General features: G+C 46.8%; 16 protein-coding genes, 1 pseudogene and 2 riboswitches. Of the genes and pseudogenes, 8 read left to right on the top strand and 9 right to left on the bottom strand.

From position 1 onward, the window contains the following. Positions 1 to 34: 34 nt before the first annotated feature. The 4 genes from ACBP55_RS36650 to ACBP55_RS36635 all read right to left on the bottom strand — a co-directional run bounded on the left by ACBP55_RS36650 (position 35) and on the right by ACBP55_RS36635 (position 1,693). Entirely contained in the window at positions 35 to 220 is a 186-nt protein-coding gene (locus ACBP55_RS36650) for a hypothetical protein (RefSeq protein ID WP_464648467.1), read from the bottom strand. Positions 221 to 581: 361 nt separating this feature from the next. Further along, the gene (locus ACBP55_RS36645) at positions 582 to 857 is read right to left on the bottom strand and encodes a hypothetical protein (protein ID WP_268617544.1); all 276 of its coding nucleotides are present in this window, start codon (positions 855 to 857) and stop codon (positions 582 to 584) included. Between the two features lie 71 nt (positions 858 to 928). Further along, positions 929 to 1,249 (bottom strand): quaternary ammonium compound efflux SMR transporter SugE, encoded by a 321-nt coding sequence (gene sugE, locus ACBP55_RS36640; RefSeq protein WP_171693204.1) that lies wholly within the window; start codon positions 1,247 to 1,249, stop codon positions 929 to 931. Positions 1,250 to 1,338: 89 nt separating this feature from the next. Further along, positions 1,339 to 1,440, bottom strand: a riboswitch (guanidine-I (ykkC/yxkD leader). A 118-nt stretch (positions 1,441 to 1,558) separates the two neighbouring features. Then, complete coding sequence (locus tag ACBP55_RS36635) at positions 1,559 to 1,693, bottom strand: FAD-binding domain-containing protein (RefSeq protein ID WP_464653559.1); 135 nt, start codon at positions 1,691 to 1,693, stop codon at positions 1,559 to 1,561. 13 nt (positions 1,694 to 1,706) lie between these two features. Here ACBP55_RS36635 and ACBP55_RS36630 point away from each other — a divergent pair. Further along, positions 1,707 to 1,811: pseudogene (locus tag ACBP55_RS36630) on the top strand (hypothetical protein); the annotation flags it as partial. A gap of 110 nt (positions 1,812 to 1,921) precedes the next feature. Here the strand turns inward: ACBP55_RS36630 and ACBP55_RS36625 are convergent. From ACBP55_RS36625 to ACBP55_RS36615, 3 genes are all read right to left on the bottom strand, one after another. Continuing rightward, positions 1,922 to 2,398: a C40 family peptidase gene (locus ACBP55_RS36625; RefSeq protein WP_464648466.1), complete on the bottom strand. Its 477-nt coding sequence runs from the start codon at positions 2,396 to 2,398 to the stop codon at positions 1,922 to 1,924. Positions 2,399 to 2,401: 3 nt separating this feature from the next. Next, a riboswitch (cyclic di-AMP (ydaO/yuaA leader) is annotated at positions 2,402 to 2,540 on the bottom strand. A gap of 167 nt (positions 2,541 to 2,707) precedes the next feature. Further along, the gene (locus tag ACBP55_RS36620; RefSeq protein WP_464648465.1) at positions 2,708 to 3,526 is read right to left on the bottom strand and encodes a hypothetical protein; all 819 of its coding nucleotides are present in this window, start codon (positions 3,524 to 3,526) and stop codon (positions 2,708 to 2,710) included. Positions 3,527 to 3,632: 106 nt separating this feature from the next. Beyond that, the gene (locus tag ACBP55_RS36615) at positions 3,633 to 5,633 is read right to left on the bottom strand and encodes a M1 family metallopeptidase (protein ID WP_464648464.1); all 2,001 of its coding nucleotides are present in this window, start codon (positions 5,631 to 5,633) and stop codon (positions 3,633 to 3,635) included. A 148-nt stretch (positions 5,634 to 5,781) separates the two neighbouring features. On the opposite strand from ACBP55_RS36615, the gene ACBP55_RS36610 reads away from it, so the two are divergent. Both ACBP55_RS36610 and ACBP55_RS36605 read left to right on the top strand, forming a co-directional pair. Beyond that, positions 5,782 to 6,309 (top strand): hypothetical protein, encoded by a 528-nt coding sequence (locus tag ACBP55_RS36610; RefSeq protein ID WP_464648463.1) that lies wholly within the window; start codon positions 5,782 to 5,784, stop codon positions 6,307 to 6,309. 130 nt (positions 6,310 to 6,439) lie between these two features. Further along, a complete protein-coding gene (locus ACBP55_RS36605; RefSeq protein WP_029197205.1) occupies positions 6,440 to 6,931 on the top strand; it encodes a YwhD family protein in 492 nt (163 codons plus the stop codon). Positions 6,932 to 7,103: 172 nt separating this feature from the next. On the opposite strand, the gene ACBP55_RS36600 is transcribed toward ACBP55_RS36605, so the two are convergent. Then, positions 7,104 to 9,203 (bottom strand): transglycosylase domain-containing protein, encoded by a 2,100-nt coding sequence (locus ACBP55_RS36600; protein WP_464648462.1) that lies wholly within the window; start codon positions 9,201 to 9,203, stop codon positions 7,104 to 7,106. Positions 9,204 to 9,579: 376 nt separating this feature from the next. Here ACBP55_RS36600 and speE point away from each other — a divergent pair, with 376 nt between their 5' ends. The 3 genes from speE to argS all read left to right on the top strand — a co-directional run bounded on the left by speE (position 9,580) and on the right by argS (position 13,160). Next, entirely contained in the window at positions 9,580 to 10,407 is an 828-nt protein-coding gene (speE, locus tag ACBP55_RS36595) for a polyamine aminopropyltransferase (protein WP_029197206.1), read from the top strand. 663 nt (positions 10,408 to 11,070) lie between these two features. Next, the gene (locus ACBP55_RS36590) at positions 11,071 to 11,481 is read left to right on the top strand and encodes a YwiB family protein (RefSeq protein ID WP_047682791.1); all 411 of its coding nucleotides are present in this window, start codon (positions 11,071 to 11,073) and stop codon (positions 11,479 to 11,481) included. Positions 11,482 to 11,486: 5 nt separating this feature from the next. Further along, positions 11,487 to 13,160 carry an arginine--tRNA ligase gene (gene argS, locus ACBP55_RS36585; RefSeq protein WP_464648461.1) on the top strand — a complete coding sequence of 558 codons (1,674 nt, stop codon included), beginning with the start codon at positions 11,487 to 11,489 and terminating at the stop codon, positions 13,158 to 13,160. A gap of 541 nt (positions 13,161 to 13,701) precedes the next feature. Here the strand turns inward: argS and ACBP55_RS36580 are convergent. After that, the gene (locus ACBP55_RS36580) at positions 13,702 to 14,862 is read right to left on the bottom strand and encodes a S8 family peptidase (protein WP_464648460.1); all 1,161 of its coding nucleotides are present in this window, start codon (positions 14,860 to 14,862) and stop codon (positions 13,702 to 13,704) included. A gap of 516 nt (positions 14,863 to 15,378) precedes the next feature. Here ACBP55_RS36580 and rpoE point away from each other — a divergent pair. Then, complete coding sequence (rpoE, locus tag ACBP55_RS36575; protein WP_029197211.1) at positions 15,379 to 15,960, top strand: DNA-directed RNA polymerase subunit delta; 582 nt, start codon at positions 15,379 to 15,381, stop codon at positions 15,958 to 15,960. A gap of 379 nt (positions 15,961 to 16,339) precedes the next feature. Beyond that, positions 16,340 to 17,941 carry a CTP synthase gene (locus ACBP55_RS36570; protein ID WP_464648459.1) on the top strand — a complete coding sequence of 534 codons (1,602 nt, stop codon included), beginning with the start codon at positions 16,340 to 16,342 and terminating at the stop codon, positions 17,939 to 17,941. Positions 17,942 to 17,997: the final 56 nt, after the last annotated feature.

Here is a 17,997-nt window from a genome sequence, read left to right as displayed (position 1 = left end):
GCGGCGGCTTTCTGACTAAGCTTTTTCCATATGATTATTTATTATTTTTATTTTCATTTTGTCGTTTTTTCATGACATTATTCACTAAGTTTTGAGTTGCGTCTTGTGTGGATTCAGCTACGTTTTCAATGGCGTTCTGTACATAATTCGTTGCGGATTGAACCCCGTTTTTAAAAATACTCGTTTTGTTTACATCAACGTTATTCGTATTGTCAGACATCGTTCATACCTCCAATGATAGTCTTGAGAGACAGTCGATTGATTCATTATGCTTTCTCACATCTGGTAGACATACTCCAAAAGTTGATTTTAGAGTTAGTTTTCATGAGGTAGATGAGCTATAGCGGTTAGCGATGTTGTATTTTATACAACAATTCACACGCCAAAAGGCTATTATGCACCCTGAAGTTGCATTTTGTGCAACATTTCGAGCCCATTTGTAGCGAAATGGCCAATATTGGACCAATTGTTGTACATTATGCAACAACGAGGGGAGAGAGGCGAGATTTAGGCAGCAATTGTTGCACTTATTACAACAATCGACGGTCTCCTAGATGTAATATGTGAACTCTCGTTTGACATTACCTATTGATCTTATCGTCTTCCGTAGTCTCGTTTAACTCTTGCTCTGCATCCATATCAGCTGCAGCATCGAAGACATTTTCCTTTGGCACCTGAGTCATATCTTCCTTTTGCTGTACCCAATAACCGACGTTCCGGTACCAGTACTGAAACGAATCATCCAATTGTTGCTCTCGGTTGCGATCCTCGTTAACATCGGAATCAACTTCTAACCCCTCCCCGAGAAACACGTCATTACGAATCTGTTTTTGATTGATATCATCAGATGTATTCACGTTGAATTTCCCTCCTTGTATGGATTAATCTGCATAGATAGGGATCGATTTATTCAATTGTTATTGAACTCTTAATGTCCAGAAGTAAATTTAAGGCCGAGAACGCCAACTAAGATCAGAATCATGAACAAGATCCTTGTTAAACTAATGGGTTCATCTAGAAAAAGGGTGCCGATAATAATCGCACCGACAGCGCCAATTCCGGTCCAAGCCGCGTATGCCGTGCCGATGGGAAGAGTTTTTGTTGCTACCGCTAAAAAATAGAAACTCACAATCATCCCTGCGATCGTGACGAGGGAAGGAACTAAACGTGTAAAACCATTCGAAAATTTCAACGAGATCGCCCATAGTACCTCAAATACACCTGCAATAACGAGATATAACCATGCCATGATGAGTCACTCCTCCTAAATTTCTTATACGTACCTATTATGCCGCAAAAAAAAGAAAAAGCCTGGAAGTTATATCGCTAAAGCGATATGACTCCCGGGCTTTTTCCCCTCCGTGACACAGCGTATTCGCTGCGTGTTTTCCCTTGGACCAGTCTGGCGATGAACGCCACGGAACCCTAGAAAACGACATGCCGTTATTATAGAATGGCTGACATGCGATGTCAAGTTACAAGAATTAGCATGTTGGGATAACTACTCTTGCTCGCTTCTCAGTACTCGCTTGTAGATCTCAATGGCCATAGCTCTCGACTACTTCAAATCAACAATGGCGTGAGGCTGAGGGAGATGGATCGTCTTATCACTCAATCCAGCTAACTGTGGCAGCCATCTGCGAATGTACTGTCCACTTGGATCGTAGGTGACCGGCTGCGTGACCGGATTCATGATGCGGAAGTAGACCAAGAACCTACTGTGTCCTTTCACGTTAGGCGAGCAATATTTTCGCTATAAGCTAAACGATTACGATAATACACTTAACCGCGGCGGCTGGCTCTGGTGCGCAGGAACATAGCGGTAATCATTCGCAGGATGTCTCCGAAATGAATAAAAGCCCTGAAAGCTGCTCATTCGAGCGGGGCTTGTCTGGGCTTTATTCATGAATCGTACAGTAATTTACTTGGATTCAGCAGTTAATTGGTTGTAGATATCATCCCACAGAACACGTCGGGCTGATACATACCGCTTCGCGTAATAAGATTGGCTAAGTTTGTTTTTCACGATACCTTCATTGGATGCAGAGTGAACGAATTCACCATCTCCAAGGTAGATACCTACGTGAGAAATACCTTTGCCGCCGCTAGTGTCAAAAAACACAAGATCACCTTTGCGAAGATCCTTTTTGTCAATCCAGTAGCCTTCTTTATTCTGAGATGCTGAGCTATGCGGAAGGTCAATGCCGAATTTGTCGAAAACGTATGCGGTGAACCCAGAGCAATCAAAGCCTCTAGTTGTCGTTCCCGCATCTCTGTACGGAATTCCGAGCAATCCGTCAACCGTTTCATCCAAAGTGGATTGTGACGCAGACACACTTCCTAAACCTACACTCAAAAACAAAACAAGACTAAAAACAAGAGCAACAATCTTTCTCAACTGCTTGTCTCCTTCCGGTGCCTACGAGGTTAGCTGGAGGGTTCGGTTGAAGGTTCCCTATGATCCCTGTCTTGCAAGATCAATTCACCCGGTGTGGTTCCCCCGTTTCCCCAAGAAATGAGGAATTCGGCATGAAATATTTGGTTTTTTGATGCTAGTCCTTGTAATTCGTCATAAATATTTAAAATCCTCCTTTTCTATGAGTCTACTCATTAAAATATGCAAGTTTATTAGGGAAATAAACAAAAAAAAGCCCCTTTTGCAAGGGGGGAGAAGAAAATGTGCTAATATCAGCTTATTTATATGCACTTAGCCGTTCATTTTGGCAGATAGAAGCTGATATTGGGAAGTTATGGCCCACATTTGGAAGAAAATGTGGAATAGCGGGAAGAGCTGATAAATGATTAGCGCTACCAGACCTGCCCATATGTAAGTTGCTGTGACTGTGACCCCTGCCAATAGTCCCGAGGCAAGTAGGAGGATGAGCGCAAGCCCGATAATAGGAAGCAAACTGCGAACGAAAGTGATAACTGTGGACAAAATGCCAAGTTTGGCTGCGATCGCGAACTGCACATACATAAAGAGCAGATGTAAGAGAAAGCCATAGACCAGCAAGCCCAGAAGCCAAGGCAGCAATTGGAGGGCTGCTTGCTCATATGATGTGGTATGTGCGAATTGCCTCTGCGCCTTGGGAAACAGCCAAATGAGCGGCAGCAGGGAGAGCGAGATTCGGACGACATATGCGATTAGGAATGGGAGCATGAGCTCCTTGATACCTCGGAAAAAGCGGTAGCCGGCATTTTGCTGGGAATGGGTCAGCGAATAGTAGACGCCGCTATTCAACATGGGGGTGAGCAGCATGCGCATAACAAGTAGAGCAGCCAGCCACCAGAGATAAGGATGGGTAAGATCGGTTTTGACCAGTTGGAACTGCCCTTCTGCTAGAAATAGCTGCAGCGCTTGCTTCGGCTGATCGCCACCTGGATAGCGGTGCATGAGAGGGACGAGAACACCCTGTACAAGCTTATACAGCAGGATGCCCCAGCCCATCTGATACAGGAACAAGACGATCGTGGCGAAAGGTTGCCGTAATGCCGCCCTGAAGCCAGACTTGATATAAGTTGCCACAGTTGTCCCTCCTAAGAGTTTTCCGTAGGAAAACTTTCTTCGTAAGCATTAGCTGAGTTTTGCTTTAGCAAAACTGGCATCGTAAGCATTGGATAAGCCTAGCCGCTTACCAAGCGACCCAGCCGAAAATGGCTTGCAGGAATTGAATGATACCGAGATTCCAGCGGATTTTCCACTTCGTATCCACTTGGGTTTGCATAAAATTATTAATATGTTTATTTTCCAGCACGAGCGAGTAGTTAGGATCAATTCGAACCCAGTCTACAGGAGTCTTGTGGGTAAGTTTGAACTCGATACTGCTTTCTTTACCATCCCACGTTTTATCCAGCACAGTGCCATCTGAGAAATGGAATTGGATTGGCACCTCGGGCGAATTGCCGCCTTTTTTGGAGATGAGAACAGTACTTTCGTAGGACTCTGCCCCTTTGCTGCCCACGGATTTGACGCGAATGCTCTCCACGGTGTAATCCATCATCATGGCGCCGTAAACATATTGATTGAAGAAATCATCCCACTTCGTTTTGGTCACTTCTTCGACAACGTTCTGGAAGTCCTTCGTAGAAGGATGTTTAAATTCCCAACGTAGGAAGTAAGTGCGCATAATTTTGTCCATCGTTTTGGTGCCAACCTGCTTCTCAATGGCTTTAAGTACGAGCTTGCCTCGTGTGTACACATTCTCTGCGTATTGATCATGTCCCGCATAAGCCCACGAGTTCTGATTCAGGGTGTGTGGAGAGGTAATAAAGCTGGATTCGACAGGTAAATTAGGGGATACCCCGTACTCCGATTCCATGACCTTGTCCTCCGCATAGGAGGTAAAGCCCTCATCCAGCCAAGCTTCTTCGAATTCATTGCTTGCTACCATTCCATAGAAGAACTGATGTCCAATCTCATGAACAACGACACGTTCTAGCTCTAGATCAGGTTTCTTGTCGCTAGCATCCCACGACGTTACCAAAGTCGGATATTCCATACCGCCTACACCGTTGCCTCCTGGGGGAGGTACGACAATCGAAAGGGTCGAATAGGGGTACGGTCCGTACCATTGGCTGTAGCGGGAAAGTGCCTTTTTGGCGGCATACATATAGCGGTCCTTCAAGTCCTGATGATTGGGATCGAGATAGAGCTTAATCTTGACCCCGGGTATTTGTGCGGTCGAGTAGGGTTCTTCCACATAAACGAAATGAGGCGATGCCGACCAAGCGAAGTCATGCACATCATCGGCATAAAATTGGTACGTCTTCATCCCGTTGTCGGTCACAGCGGGCTTAACCGGGAAACCGGTAGCTGCTACGATGTAGTTCGCTGGCACTTGAATTTTCACGTCATACATCCCGAAATCGGCATAAAATTCCGAATTTCCATGGTACTGGTGGAGATTCCACCCCGGCTCCGTACGTCCTCTTGTGCCAACACGCTCATAGGCAGCAACTTTAGGGAACCATTGTCCGGCCATGACGAAGTCATCCACATAGCCCATTCTTGCGAAGGCGGATGGCAGCTTGACGAGGAATTCCGTCTTGATCGTAACCTGCTCCCCGGCACCTACCGGTTTAGGCAGCGGGATTTTGAGCAGCGTTTGATCGTCCTTGTTGCCGTCATCGGGCTGCACGAACGCCATGCGCATAGTGAGATCCTCACCGTCAACCGTTTTCACAGAAAGCAACTTCATGCTGCCACTGCTGTCTGCCTTGGCCTCATCTTCACGCAGCTTACCACCTGATTCGCGCATAAACGTCGTTTTCTTTGAGGCAAAAGCATTGGGATACAAATGGAGGTAAAGCTCTTGTACAGGAACGGTTCCTGGATTTTCCCAAGTCAACGTTTGCTGTCCATTGAGCTGCCTCGTTTCGGGCGTGTAAGTAACGCTCATGTGATACTCCGCAATACGATAGCTAAGCGCTGTTGGCGCTTGCTTCTCTAATGGCTTACCGTTATCTGCAGGCTGCATGTCCGGCGCAGGAGCAGACTTTTCATCCTTAGAGACGACTGGAACGGCCAATTTACTTGCAGATGGGAGCAAATTTTCAGACAGCAGGACAGTGCCTGCTGCAAGGAGCATGACAACGAACCATTGAACCTTGCGGTTTTTGAATAGAACACTCATGATATCCACCCCGCCTAAACAAGCATCTACAGCATGTATATGTAGACAACCTAGGGAATATTTCTGAGGTTGGAAAAGAATTGTTAGAAGGAGGGGGAACGAAGTGGCTAAACAAGGAGTCTATAAGGTATAAGGGGTGTGGAAATTGATGAATAAATTTAGAAAAGTGATCGTTGTTTTGAGCTGTTTCGTTGGTCTGATTGTTCTCATCACTGTGCTTTCTCAATTTTCATGGTTTCCTAAAGCAGTTAACGTACAATCTCCGGAACAGGTTACGCCGGCCGCGGAGCTTGATAAGGCCAAGGTAAGCCCGCTTTTTCAAAGTGGCAGCTATCAATTGCAGGGTGAGAAAGGAAAGATCGGCCTCCTGAGTCCAGGTGGTTATAAGGTCAATACGCCTAACAAGTATATGTGGCACATATGGAAACAAGGCGAGCCTTTGCAAGGGAAGAAATTCCGCGTTGAAGCAGTAAGTGTTGCAACCGGAGAGAAACAGCAAGTGCTCCTGCTGAACGGAGCCTTGGTCGAGGAAATGAATTGGCCGGGAATGGCACCGATCAATGGAGCGGATGCGGGGTTCCCCGTGCTGATGAGGTTTGATGATCCGGGATTGTGGCGTTTGGATGCTTTTATAGATGAAAGAGCCGTCGGAAGTATCACGGTAGAAGTGAAGTAGCGGAGCTGCAACCAGCAAACCGACTCCAAGAGCGCCACCAACAGCAACCAGCCCTTGTTCTGGAGGGTGACTTTAGCTACAATGAGAGCAAAGCGTCATTTTAACATTACGAAGACTGGAAGGTGCCCTCATGGAAGCGGATAAAAAGAAGCTGGCCTTAAATATAGTAAGTTCTAAAGTGAACCATAAAGGATTCGGTGCCGGAGCAATCGACTTAAGCAACGTATCTGGTGTCATTATTGACGGGGATGAAGCCTATCTAGACGAAGGTACTCTTCATGCCAAAAGCAAGATCGAAAAAGGCATCAAATTCTCAACGAACAAAGAAGACGTGCCTAATGGCCGTAAAGCTTGGATCGTTTGGGTAGCGGTAGACCGTACGGAAGAAGGAGCCTACTACGCTGGAATGACAGCTTGCGAAATGTTAATCGACACCGAAGCTCGCAAAGGATGGAAAATTCTGGCGGAGCACGTAAACAAGATGGATGCTGCAATGAAACGTAAATTCATCTTCGACGGCTTGGATGACAAGGAGCGGGCACTGCTCAAAAATCAGCTAATCGGGCACAACGAAGAGTGGTGGAATCGCTCGGATCAAGCATTGAAAGATGCACTTTCCTAAGCGATCCAACGCAAAAACCGAGATTATGAACATTATGTGTCATCCATTGTTACGATTGGGTGAACCGAGTATACTAGACCCTAGTGTATGTTACCTCATATACTAGGACAGCAAAAAGGCAGACTAAGACGCGCTTAGTTCTGCCTTTTTGTGTTCTCTGGAAACGGGCGGATCAGTCGTTCCACCAGCGTTTGATATCATTCCACCAAGAGCCGTTTTGACCTTTGGGTGTGCCCTTTGGATCATTGTTCGTAGCTGGCTTCGCGGGTTTGCCTGTACAGTATGTTGTCGGCTCCGTGCCAACCAGGAATGCCTCCATATGTGAGTTCGGACAGTCTTCATTGGACAGCTTGCCGCTCACCGGATCAATATAGACACTGCTTACCCCTTCAGGAATCGGGAACAGCTTAGGCGGTATCGCCTCTAAGGTTTGTTCCGTGAATTCCGCGAAAATAGGTGAAGCCAAATGAGACTCAACCGTGGAAATATCCCTGCTCTTGTCATAGCCGACCCATACGGCGGTCGCGAGCTCAGGTGTGAAGCCAACCAGCCATGCATCGGTGTCTGTCGTACCGGTTTTGCCGGCTATCGGACGCTTAATCGTACTGGCTACGCGATTGCCGGTGCCGCCCTCTTCGAACACGCTCTCCATTAGATTCGTCATCACATAGGCGACAGCCGGATCAAGCACAGGCTCCGCTTTCGGGGTCGCTTCATATAAAATTTTACCGTTCGCATCCTCTATACGCACAATCGCCGTCGTCTCCTGATGAACACCTTGATTCGCAATTGTACCGAACGCGGACGCCATCTCGAGAGGGCTTACTGGGAAGGAACCCAGAGCCAGTGACGGCAGCGGCTTCATCGGAGAGGCAATACCCAACTTCCGGGCCAGGTCGATAACCTTCGCAGGACCGACATCCAGAATCGTATGCACCGCATAGATGTTGTCCGACTTCGAAATCGCCTGCCGCATATCAATATTCGCATTCGCATACTGATCGTTGAAGTTGCGGGGGGTGTACCGACGGCCTTCATCGTAAGTGAACACCGTCGGCTCACTTTTTACCTGCGTCACAGGTGTATAACCATTTTGCAAAGCAACCATATAAACAATGGGTTTAAAAGAGGACCCCGGCTGTCTCGTATTCGAGAGTACGCGGTTGAACTGATTCTCGGAATAGTCGCGACCGCCGACCATCGCTTTAATTTCTCCTGTCCTAGGGTCGATTGCCACTAGAGCGGCTTGAAGGTCTGTTTTACCCGTGAGCTGCTTGGTAATAACACTCTCAGCGATTTGCTGCGCATTTTTATCGAGCGTCGTGTAAATGCGAATGCCGCCTTCATCGAATTGCTCCTCGGGTATGCCCAGCTTATCCGTTGCCAGTGCCCGCACATAATCTCGGAAGTAGGGGGCTGCGGCTGGTTTTTTCTTCGTAAGCGGCTGGATCGTCAGCTTCTCTTTGCCTGCGGCGTCAGCGGCGCTTTGTGTAATGAAGCCACCGCGCACCATCGTTTGCAGGACCACCTTTTGCCGATCCATAGCATTCTTCAGATCATAATACGGTGAGTAGTAACGAGGTCCTTTAGGGACACCGGCGATCATCGCGCTTTCCGCCAACGTTAATTCACTGGCATGCTTGCCGAAGAAAAGCTCGGAAGCCGTTTCGATCCCATACGTCGAATGACCATAGTAGATTTGATTCAAATAATTCGTCAGAATTTCATCCTTCGTCAGCTGCATCTCCATTTGGATAGCGAACACGGTTTCCTTGATTTTGCGCGACCAAGTCCGGTCATGATTTAAATATAAATTCCGAGCTAATTGCTGAGTTATCGTGCCTGCACCTTGCACCTTAGCCATGGCTTGTACATTGACAACAGCGGCCCTGGCCACAGCCTTCACATCCACGCCGAAATGATCATAGAAATGCTGATCCTCCACAGCGAGCGTTGCTTTAATGAGATAAGGCGATATTTCGCCCAGTGAGACGACCTGTCGATTTTGCCCGGAATAAAAGGTGTCAATCAGTTCACCATGGGTATCGTACATTTGGGAGGTTTGCAGCATTTTGGTGACGGGCAGTGTTTGAGCACGCAAATAGACCAGACAGCCAGCGGCAACGATGAGGAGCAGGACGCAGGAAGTGAATAGGAATGAGAACATCTTTTTGATACGACGCATCCAGCGCATAGACGCAGGTACCTCTTTATCCCTAGGTGCTTGTGGTGTGCCTGTGGATGGCTGACGATGGTTCTCGTTCTCGGACATCTCTTCTTACCTCCTTTCTCCATGCTCTAAAGCCTTATTACCCAGTATGGAAAAGCATGGCAGTCCGTATTCAACGAATTGTAAATATTTTTTGTTAAATGGTGAAAAAACCTAGGAAAATATTGCATTTTGGGGGCAATGAACTATAATACAATTTGTGCGTTGATAAAGGATAAGTTCGTAACTTAACTTGCTTCGCATCAACCTTGATAAGCTCACACGTCCAAATGGACGGAGTAAGCCGTTATCCTTGGTATAAAATGACTGGAAATAACAGCGCCGCTTCGCATGACTTTTTGGGCTGGTGGAACACTGTTAGAGATAACGAATGTCAGGATTTATTCATTCCAATATAGCAGCGAAAGAAGGTATAAACATGGAACTGTGGTACACAGAGAAACAAACGGATAGCTTCGGCATTACAGCTAAAGTAAAAGAGACATACGTAAGAGAGCAAACGGACTTCCAAGACCTTTCAATGATCGAAACCGAAGAATGGGGAACCATGCTTACCCTGGACGGTATGGTTATGACAACGGTAAGAGACGAATTCGTTTATCATGAAATGGTTGCGCATCCTGCACTTGTTACCCACCCGAACCCAGAGTACGTGCTTGTAGTAGGCGGCGGCGACGGCGGAGTAATCCGTGAAATCATGAAGCACCCGAAGGTGAAAAAGGCTGTTCTTGTTGATATCGACGGTAAAGTAATTGAGTACTCCAAAAAGTACCTGCCAACCATTGCCGGCGAATTAGATAACCCTCGTGTAGAAGTTATTGTTAACGATGGCTATATGCACATTCACGATCACAAAAACACTTACGACGTTATCATGGTCGATTCCACTGAACCTGTTGGTCCAGCGGTCGAGCTGTTCTCCAAGGGCTTCTACCAAGGTATCTTTGATGCGTTAAAAGAAGACGGGATCTTCGTTGCACAAACGGATAACCCTTGGTTCAAAGCCGACCTGATCCAAACGGTTAACCGTGATGTCAAAGAAATCTTCCCAATCGTTCGTGTGTACAGCGCGAACATTCCTACGTACCCAAGCGGTCTATGGACCTTCACGATGGGCAGCAAAAAGCACGATCCACTGCAAGTGGAGGAAGCGGCAATTCCGGAATTCCCAACGAAGTACTACACACCACGCCTACATAGAGCGGCATTCGTGCTTCCTAAATTTGTAGAAGATTTGATTAAATAATGAAATTGAACCGCCGGTTGTTTCTGTGCTTGTCACGGGAACGCTGGCGGTTTTTGTTTTGGCGGCTCTAGGTGGCGCGTCATCTTTGTATCTGGTGCTAACTGTCTTTTCTGTTCCAACTCTTACTGTCGCCGTCGCCATGCTCGGCGTCAGGTGTTCCAACCCACACTGTCACCATCGCTCGTGTCCGGCCTCAGGTGTTCCAACTCCCACTGTCTCAGTCGCCATGCTCGGCAGTCCCATATTCCCAGCTCTACGCCCCTGGTTTGCCCCTCAGCTAACTTACCTGCATTTTGTGCATCAAATTGGTTCGAAAATCCTTTTTTCAGCCATTTAGCTGCAAAAAGTACATTAAATTTCAGCGAAAGGAGCCCGAAACGTAAAAATGGCTCAAATTTGATGTAGGAAATGCATCTTCTCACATCAATTCCAACCATTTTGTCAAAAAGCCTGCACAAAATTCATCTAATCCATTTTCTCAGGAACTAGTGGGTTCTAATTTCCCAAACTTACATAGTAGCGAATTCGATGATAACCCCGCTATGTGTGCTGATCTCCCGTAATACATTGAATTTAGCGATCCTTTCATATAAACTAATACCTAACTTGCCTTATTTGACATAAGGTGCAAACAGGTATTGCAGAATAGGAGAATAACGGACCATGACGGCTAAGCAACGCGTGCGGATCCGAATTGAAAGTCGAAGCGGGAGTGAGACAACCGTGCAGAAGGCGCGCGGGGATCTTTATCGTAAAGGCAATCACACGTACATCCGCTATGAAGAAGAACCGAACGAGCTTGGACGAACAGTGACGCTCATTAAGCTGGAAGACAATCAGATACGAATCGTCCGCCAAGGAGACGTGCAAGCTGAGCAGACATTTCTGCCCGGTGAGAAGAGGATTGGTTTTTATCAAACACCTCAAGGTAGATTGGAACTCGAAATCGAGACACATGAGCTGACCTCGGAAGCCGTGCATGGCATCGGTATCACAAGGTGGAGCTATGATTTATATGCATCAGGCACTCATGCGGGAACATACAGGATCAAGTTGTTAATTCAGGAGGAGTAAGACGAATGGATGTACTAAACGAAGTCAAAGCCATAGTTAAACAAGCCATAATAGAAGCAGTTACTGCTGCAGGTATCGTGGACGCGGCGCAAATACCGGAGATTATTCTAGAGGTCCCGAAAGAAAAAACGCACGGGGATTTCGCAACGAATATCGCGATGCAGCTAACCCGAATTGCTAAGCAGAACCCAAGGCAAATTGCCGAGCAAATTATCGCTAACCTGCAAAAGGATAAAGCCAATATCGCGGAAGCGGAAATTGCGGGGCCTGGTTTTATTAATTTTAAAATGAACAAAGTGTACCTATACCCGGTTATTGAAAATGTTCAAAAAATGGGTGATCGGTACGGTGCGACGAATGTCGGCCAAGGGCTTAAAGTGCAAGTGGAGTTCGTAAGCGCGAATCCAACGGGTTCTTTGCATTTGGGACATGCTCGTGGAGCGGCAGTGGGAGACGTGCTGTGCAACGTGCTCGATCTCGCTGGATACGACGTATCCCGAGAGTACTACATCAATGATGCCGGCAACCAAGTGGTCAATTTGGCCAAATCAATCGAAGCCCGCTATTTGCAGGCGCTCGGGCAAGAAGCAGAGATGCCGGAAGACGGATACTTCGGTGAAGATATCAAAGGCTTTGCAGCTGATCTTGCTGCGGAAGAAGGGGATCGCCTTCTAAGCTTGCCAGAAGATGAGCGTCGTGCTTATTTCCGCACCTATGGACTGAAAAAAGAACTCGATAAAATCAAACGCGATTTGGGTCGTTTTGGTGTTCATTTCGACAACTGGTTCTCCGAGACGTCGATTTATGAAGATAACCTCATTCCACCCGTTCTCCAAGAGCTGCGGGATAATGGGCACATATATGAAGAAGAAGGCGCGACTTGGTTAAACACAACACCACTGGGTGACGACAAGAATCGCGTTCTGATCAAGAATGACGGTTCCTTTACGTACCTTACTCCGGATATTGCCTACCATCGCAATAAATTTGGGCGTGGCTTTGATCGTTTGATTAATATTTGGGGCGCGGATCATCACGGCTACATTCCACGGATGAAAGCGGCAATGACGGCGCTTGGTTTTGAATCGGATCGCCTCGTTGTGCTAATTGCCCAAATGGTGAGCCTTTTCCAAAATGGGGAAAAGGTGAAAATGTCCAAACGGACTGGCAAAGCCGTCACGATGGAAGATCTCATGGACGAAGTCGGCGTAGACCCGATTCGTTATTTCTTCGCGATGCGCAGCATGGACTCGCATTTGGACTTTGACATGGACTTGGCGGTTTCTCAGTCTAATGAGAACCCTGTGTTCTATGTGCAGTACGCACATGCACGGATTTGCAGCATTTTCCGTCAGGCGGAAGAGCAGAACATCCAGGTGCTGCCGCTTGCGCAGGTAGACCTTACCCAGCTTACGTCGGAAGCTGAGTTTGACTTGCTGCGCAAGATGGGCGAGCTTCCGGAGGAAATCGCCATTGCGGCCGATCAATATGCGCCGCATCGGCTTATCCGCTATGTTTATGAACTGGCGAGCCAGTTCCATAGCTATTATAGAGGCCACTATGTCATCACGGATGACGCGGCCTTGACCCAGGCACGCCTCGCCTTGCTCAGCGCGCTTCGCATTACCTTAGCCAACACGCTTCGCGTTGTTGGCGTATCCGCCCCAGAGCGGATGTAACATCCGCTCTACAAACTGAAGGGACGATCCGTATGTCTACTATGACATGAGAGATCGTCCCTTTTTTGTTAATACCAGAAGTATAAGTCTGGTGGACTATAACTTGTTGAGCATCTACTTTGACAAACGTTTCGCACCACGAAGACGTTTATCCCGCCATTTTAGAGTGTGAACACACCCTAGCGCATTTTTTCTAATTTGTTTTAAGTCCTTTTATTCTTAGCATGCGAGTGGAATTGTTGTGAAATGTACAACAATATCCCTAATATTTCGCTCTAAGTCGAGAATTGTTGTATTCCGTGCAACAAAATAGCTGTATTTCGCCCGAAATGGCCATTTCTGGGCGAATATGTTGTATTTTGTGCAATATTAGCAGGATTAACCTAGTTTATGATGACTAAAGTTGCACTTTGTACAACTTTATATCATCTGCAGAATGTGCCGGCGGGTTTGCTCCCGCACTTGCTTCTGCACTCGCTCTCGCTCTTCGCACTGCTCTCGCTCTCGCACTTCGCACTTGCTCTTCGCTCTCGCTCCCGCCTCAAACCTGCCGCGCCGCTCGGATCGCGCGTCGAGCGTTCAAATGCCCGGGCTTCCAGCGCGTGCTATCTCGCTTGCTGAGACCGGTCGTGCAGCGACGCAGCGCATTTTTAATCTGCAGCGGCGACATCGGCTTGATCGATAACATCAAAGCGATGACGCCGCTGACATGAGCGGTGGCCATCGAAGTGCCACTTAGCTCGTTGTATTTGCCGTTAAGCCAGGACGAGTAGACTCGCTCGCCTGGTGCGTAAATATCAATTTGCTTTCCGCGGTTGCTGAAGGGGGCGATTTTGCCTAGCCGCGTTGTGGCTCCAACGGAGACAACCTGGGGGAAGCGGGCGGGGTAATCGACCGTTTTCTTTTTACCGTCATTGCCGGATGAAGCCACGATGACTTTACCTCTGTAGTACGCATTCAAGACTGCTTGCTCGAGAGAACGGTTGTATGTTTTCATACCGAAGCTCATATTGATAATATCGAGGTCGTTATGAACACACCAATCGATGCCCGCAATAATGTCCGAGACATAAGCGCTTCCTGCGTAGTCAAATGCTTTTACCGGATGAACGATAGCTCTAGGAGCAACACCGACAATCCCTGTATGGCGGCCAGCTGCCGCGATCGTTCCGGCGATATGCGTGCCATGCCCATTGTCATCAAAGGGCAGCATACTGCGGTTTAGTAAATTGATGCCCCGTGATATCGAATTGCGTAAGTCAGGATGATTGTAATCGATTCCGGTATCAATGACGCCGATCCTAATATTCTGACCTACCGATCTGTTCCAGACTTCAGGTGCGCCTACTTGATCGATGCCCCAAGGTATCGTGTGATAGCCCGATAAATTGCTTGATCGTCTGGAGGTAGTTTTGTTGCTCATCGCTTGGTGAACGGATATCTTGGTATCCTCTTCGATGATTGGCACACCGGAGATGCCTCTGAGCTTAGTGTCGGGACGAAGCGTGCAGGAGAAGGCGTGAATGATACTTAGGTCGCGAACCTTGGAGAGGTTTACGAACTGAGATTTCATTCGTTTCAGCGCTGATTTGCATGCGTAGTAGTCCTTAGCCGATGAGAAATGGATGATATGCTTCTTGCCAGAACGCTTGGTGAGACCGATTTCCTCATGAAGCAAATGAAGAAAGGTGGCTATATCCATCGTGCCATCCCCCCATGACAGCTTAGAATCGAATCTCCCCTATCTTATGTACAGGTCACCCCGTATGACCGTGTTCTCGCCTTTATAGAAATAAATGGGTGCGAAGCCGTGTCAGATGCGTAGGTTTTACATAGGATAAATAGAGAGGCGCGGGCAGGAGTGTCTCTTTCTCAGGTAGTGGAACGGCTGTGATTCATTCACACCGCTTCCTTAGGATACAGTCACAAGCGGAGGGGGACCTTCGCTTGTATTCATTTTAGGGGGAACGCTTTCTTCCTTACGACGGGGTGTATAAGGCATCTGCTTGAAAGGTTTCTAAGTTGAAAAGAAAGTATAAATTTTATACGCTTGCTCCGTATTAACCTTGACAAACACGCTCGTCCTCAGGACGACGAAAATAGTTTATCCTTGGATAGTTGCATTTTTAGAAAAAATAGGTTTTACTTAATGAAGATATTGGATAAGGTAGATAGAAGAACTGAAGATACGATCACGATCGAAAAGGATGTGCCTTAGATGAGTAGCGAATACACACTCAAAATCACCACAGAGCAAGCACGCGAAATGCCCATGGTGGATTTGGCGTTTGAATTACTGAAGTCGGCGAATACGCCGTTTTACTATCGTGACCTGATGGCTGAAATTGCTAAAATAAAAGGGCTGTCCGAGCAGCATGTTATGCAAGTGATTGCCCAACTATATACGGAAATCAACATCGATGGACGTTTTGCTTGCGTGGGTACGAACCTATGGGGGTTGAAACGCTGGTATCCTGTCGAGAAATCAGACGATGCGGTTGGTAACGCGAAGCGTCCAAGAATCATTAACGACGAAGATGACGATCTGGATGAAGACATCTACGCGGAGGAAGAAGATACATACGCAGAAGAAGATGAATACGATACATTTGGTACCGAAACCGAAGAGGAAGAAGCGGAAGAGGATACTGAATTCTTCGAAGATGAAGAGATCGAAGAGGATCTTGGCGAAGCGGGTATTGAAGAATCAGACGAAGATAGTGATGACGATTTAGATGAGGATTCCGATGAGGATGACGAGGAAGACGATTTGGATGAAGAGGCTGAAGACGACAAATAACTTGTCTTGACAGTCCCTATCTGTTCAGAGTAAACTATTGCATGGGCTTTAAAAGAATCTTAACAATTCGCTCAAGCGTTCAAAAAGTGCCCCGTCACTACGGGTGTCACTTTTTTTGTTTTTTTTAGTGTTTTTTTTGTGTTTTTTCACTTTATTTTCATGAAAACCCCTATTTAGCAGAAGCTAATGCTTACAAAGTCATTTTTCTGGCAAAAGATAAGCTTATGCCTTACGTCGTAAGTTTCTTAGTAGATAAGAAAGTATAAGTTTTATACTTTTGCTTCGCATCTACCTTGACAAACGCGCTCGTCCTTGAAGGACGACGGAGTCGTTTATCCTTGTATTACCAACCATACTAAAACTCTAGGAGGCGTACATAGTGACAAAATACATTTTCGTTACGGGAGGCGTAGTTTCATCCCTTGGCAAAGGAATTACAGCAGCGTCCTTAGGGAGATTGCTCAAAAACAGAGGTTTAAAAGTTACGATTCAAAAGTTTGACCCTTACATTAACGTGGATCCGGGAACGATGAGTCCTTACCAGCACGGTGAAGTGTTCGTAACCGACGATGGGGCAGAAACGGATCTGGACTTAGGTCATTATGAGCGTTTTATTGATATTAATCTTTCCAAAAGTTCCAACGTAACCTCAGGCAAAGTTTACTCCTCCGTTATTACTAAAGAGCGCAGGGGCGAATATCTGGGTGGTACGGTACAAGTGATCCCGCATATTACGAACGAAATCAAAGAACGTGTGATTCGCGCTGGTCGTGAAGCGGGGTCCGATGTTGTAATTACCGAAATTGGTGGTACGGTAGGAGATATCGAAAGCTTGCCGTTCCTGGAAGCTATTCGTCAAATGAAAAATGATATCGGCCGCGAGAATGTCATGTATATTCACGTTACGCTGATTCCTTATATTAAAGCAGCTGGTGAAGTGAAGACGAAACCTACGCAGCACAGTGTAAAAGAACTGCGCGGGCTAGGGATTCAACCTCACGTTATCGTTTGCCGTACGGAACATTCCTTAACGGAAGATATGAAGCGTAAGTTAGCTTTATTCTGTGATATCGATCCTGCAGCTGTCATTGAGTGTAAGGATGCAGAAACCTTATACGAAGTTCCGATGATGCTTCGCGAGCAAGGGCTTGACGATTATGTTGTCAATCACCTGAAACTGCGTACGAACGAGCCGGATATGAAGGAATGGGAAAGCCTTGTTCGTAAAGTTAAATCATTGACGAAGAAGACCGAAATTGCGATCGTAGGGAAATACGTTGCGCTGCATGACGCTTACCTAAGTATTGTTGAAGCACTAGGTCATGCCGGCATCGATAATGACTCTGAAATTAATATTCGTTGGGTGAATGCAGAAGAAATTTTTGAGCATAACGTCCATCAGCTTCTTTCAGGTGTTCAAGGTATTCTTGTACCTGGTGGATTCGGTGATCGTGGGATTGAAGGTAAAGTGGAAGCGATCCGCTATGCCCGTGAAAAGGAGATTCCATTCTTCGGAATTTGCTTAGGTATGCAGGTTGCTGTTATTGAATATGCGCGTTCCGTTACAGGATTGGACGGCGCGAACAGCTCCGAGATTAATCCTACAACGCCTTATCCGGTCATCGATCTACTTCCAGAACAGAAGGATATCGAGAATTTAGGCGGTACAATGCGTCTTGGTTTATATCCTTGTAAAGTTGTTCCGGGCTCTCTTGCTGAGCAGTGTTACAATGATGAGCTTATCTATGAGAGACATCGTCACCGGTATGAATTTAACAATGAATACCGCGAATTGATTGAATCTGCCGGTTTGCGCATTTCCGGTACGTCACCGGACGGTCGATTGGTTGAGATGGTCGAGCTTCCTGGTCACCCTTGGTTCCTAGCTGTTCAATTCCATCCGGAATTTACATCGCGTCCGAATCGTCCGCAGCCTCTTTTCCGTGAATTCGTTAAAGCCGCTCAGTTGATCGCTCGATAATTCTTGCTATAGCGGTTGTCCCTCCAGATAACCAACTTATTTGTAAAACTTTTCAA

The sequence above is a fragment of the Paenibacillus sp. WG02 genome, assembly GCF_055396115.1.
The sequence above is the reverse complement of the archived record's forward strand: the minus strand, read 5'-3'. Positions and strand labels throughout refer to the sequence as shown.

Bases quoted from the DNA above. Each gene is read 5' to 3' on its own strand.
- ACBP55_RS36650 (WP_464648467.1), bottom strand. From the start codon at position 220: ATGTCTGACAATACGAATAACGTTGATGTAAACAAAACGAGTATTTTT.
- sugE (WP_171693204.1), bottom strand. From the start codon at position 1,249: ATGGCATGGTTATATCTCGTTATTGCAGGTGTATTTGAGGTACTATGG.
- ACBP55_RS36635 (WP_464653559.1), bottom strand. From the start codon at position 1,693: ATGAATCCGGTCACGCAGCCGGTCACCTACGATCCAAGTGGACAGTAC.
- ACBP55_RS36615 (WP_464648464.1), bottom strand. From the start codon at position 5,633: ATGAGTGTTCTATTCAAAAACCGCAAGGTTCAATGGTTCGTTGTCATG.
- ACBP55_RS36610 (WP_464648463.1), top strand. From the start codon at position 5,782: ATGAATAAATTTAGAAAAGTGATCGTTGTTTTGAGCTGTTTCGTTGGT.
- ACBP55_RS36605 (WP_029197205.1), top strand. From the start codon at position 6,440: ATGGAAGCGGATAAAAAGAAGCTGGCCTTAAATATAGTAAGTTCTAAA.
- ACBP55_RS36600 (WP_464648462.1), bottom strand. From the start codon at position 9,203: ATGTCCGAGAACGAGAACCATCGTCAGCCATCCACAGGCACACCACAA.
- speE (WP_029197206.1), top strand. From the start codon at position 9,580: ATGGAACTGTGGTACACAGAGAAACAAACGGATAGCTTCGGCATTACA.
- ACBP55_RS36590 (WP_047682791.1), top strand. From the start codon at position 11,071: ATGACGGCTAAGCAACGCGTGCGGATCCGAATTGAAAGTCGAAGCGGG.
- argS (WP_464648461.1), top strand. From the start codon at position 11,487: ATGGATGTACTAAACGAAGTCAAAGCCATAGTTAAACAAGCCATAATA.
- ACBP55_RS36580 (WP_464648460.1), bottom strand. From the start codon at position 14,862: ATGGATATAGCCACCTTTCTTCATTTGCTTCATGAGGAAATCGGTCTC.
- rpoE (WP_029197211.1), top strand. From the start codon at position 15,379: ATGAGTAGCGAATACACACTCAAAATCACCACAGAGCAAGCACGCGAA.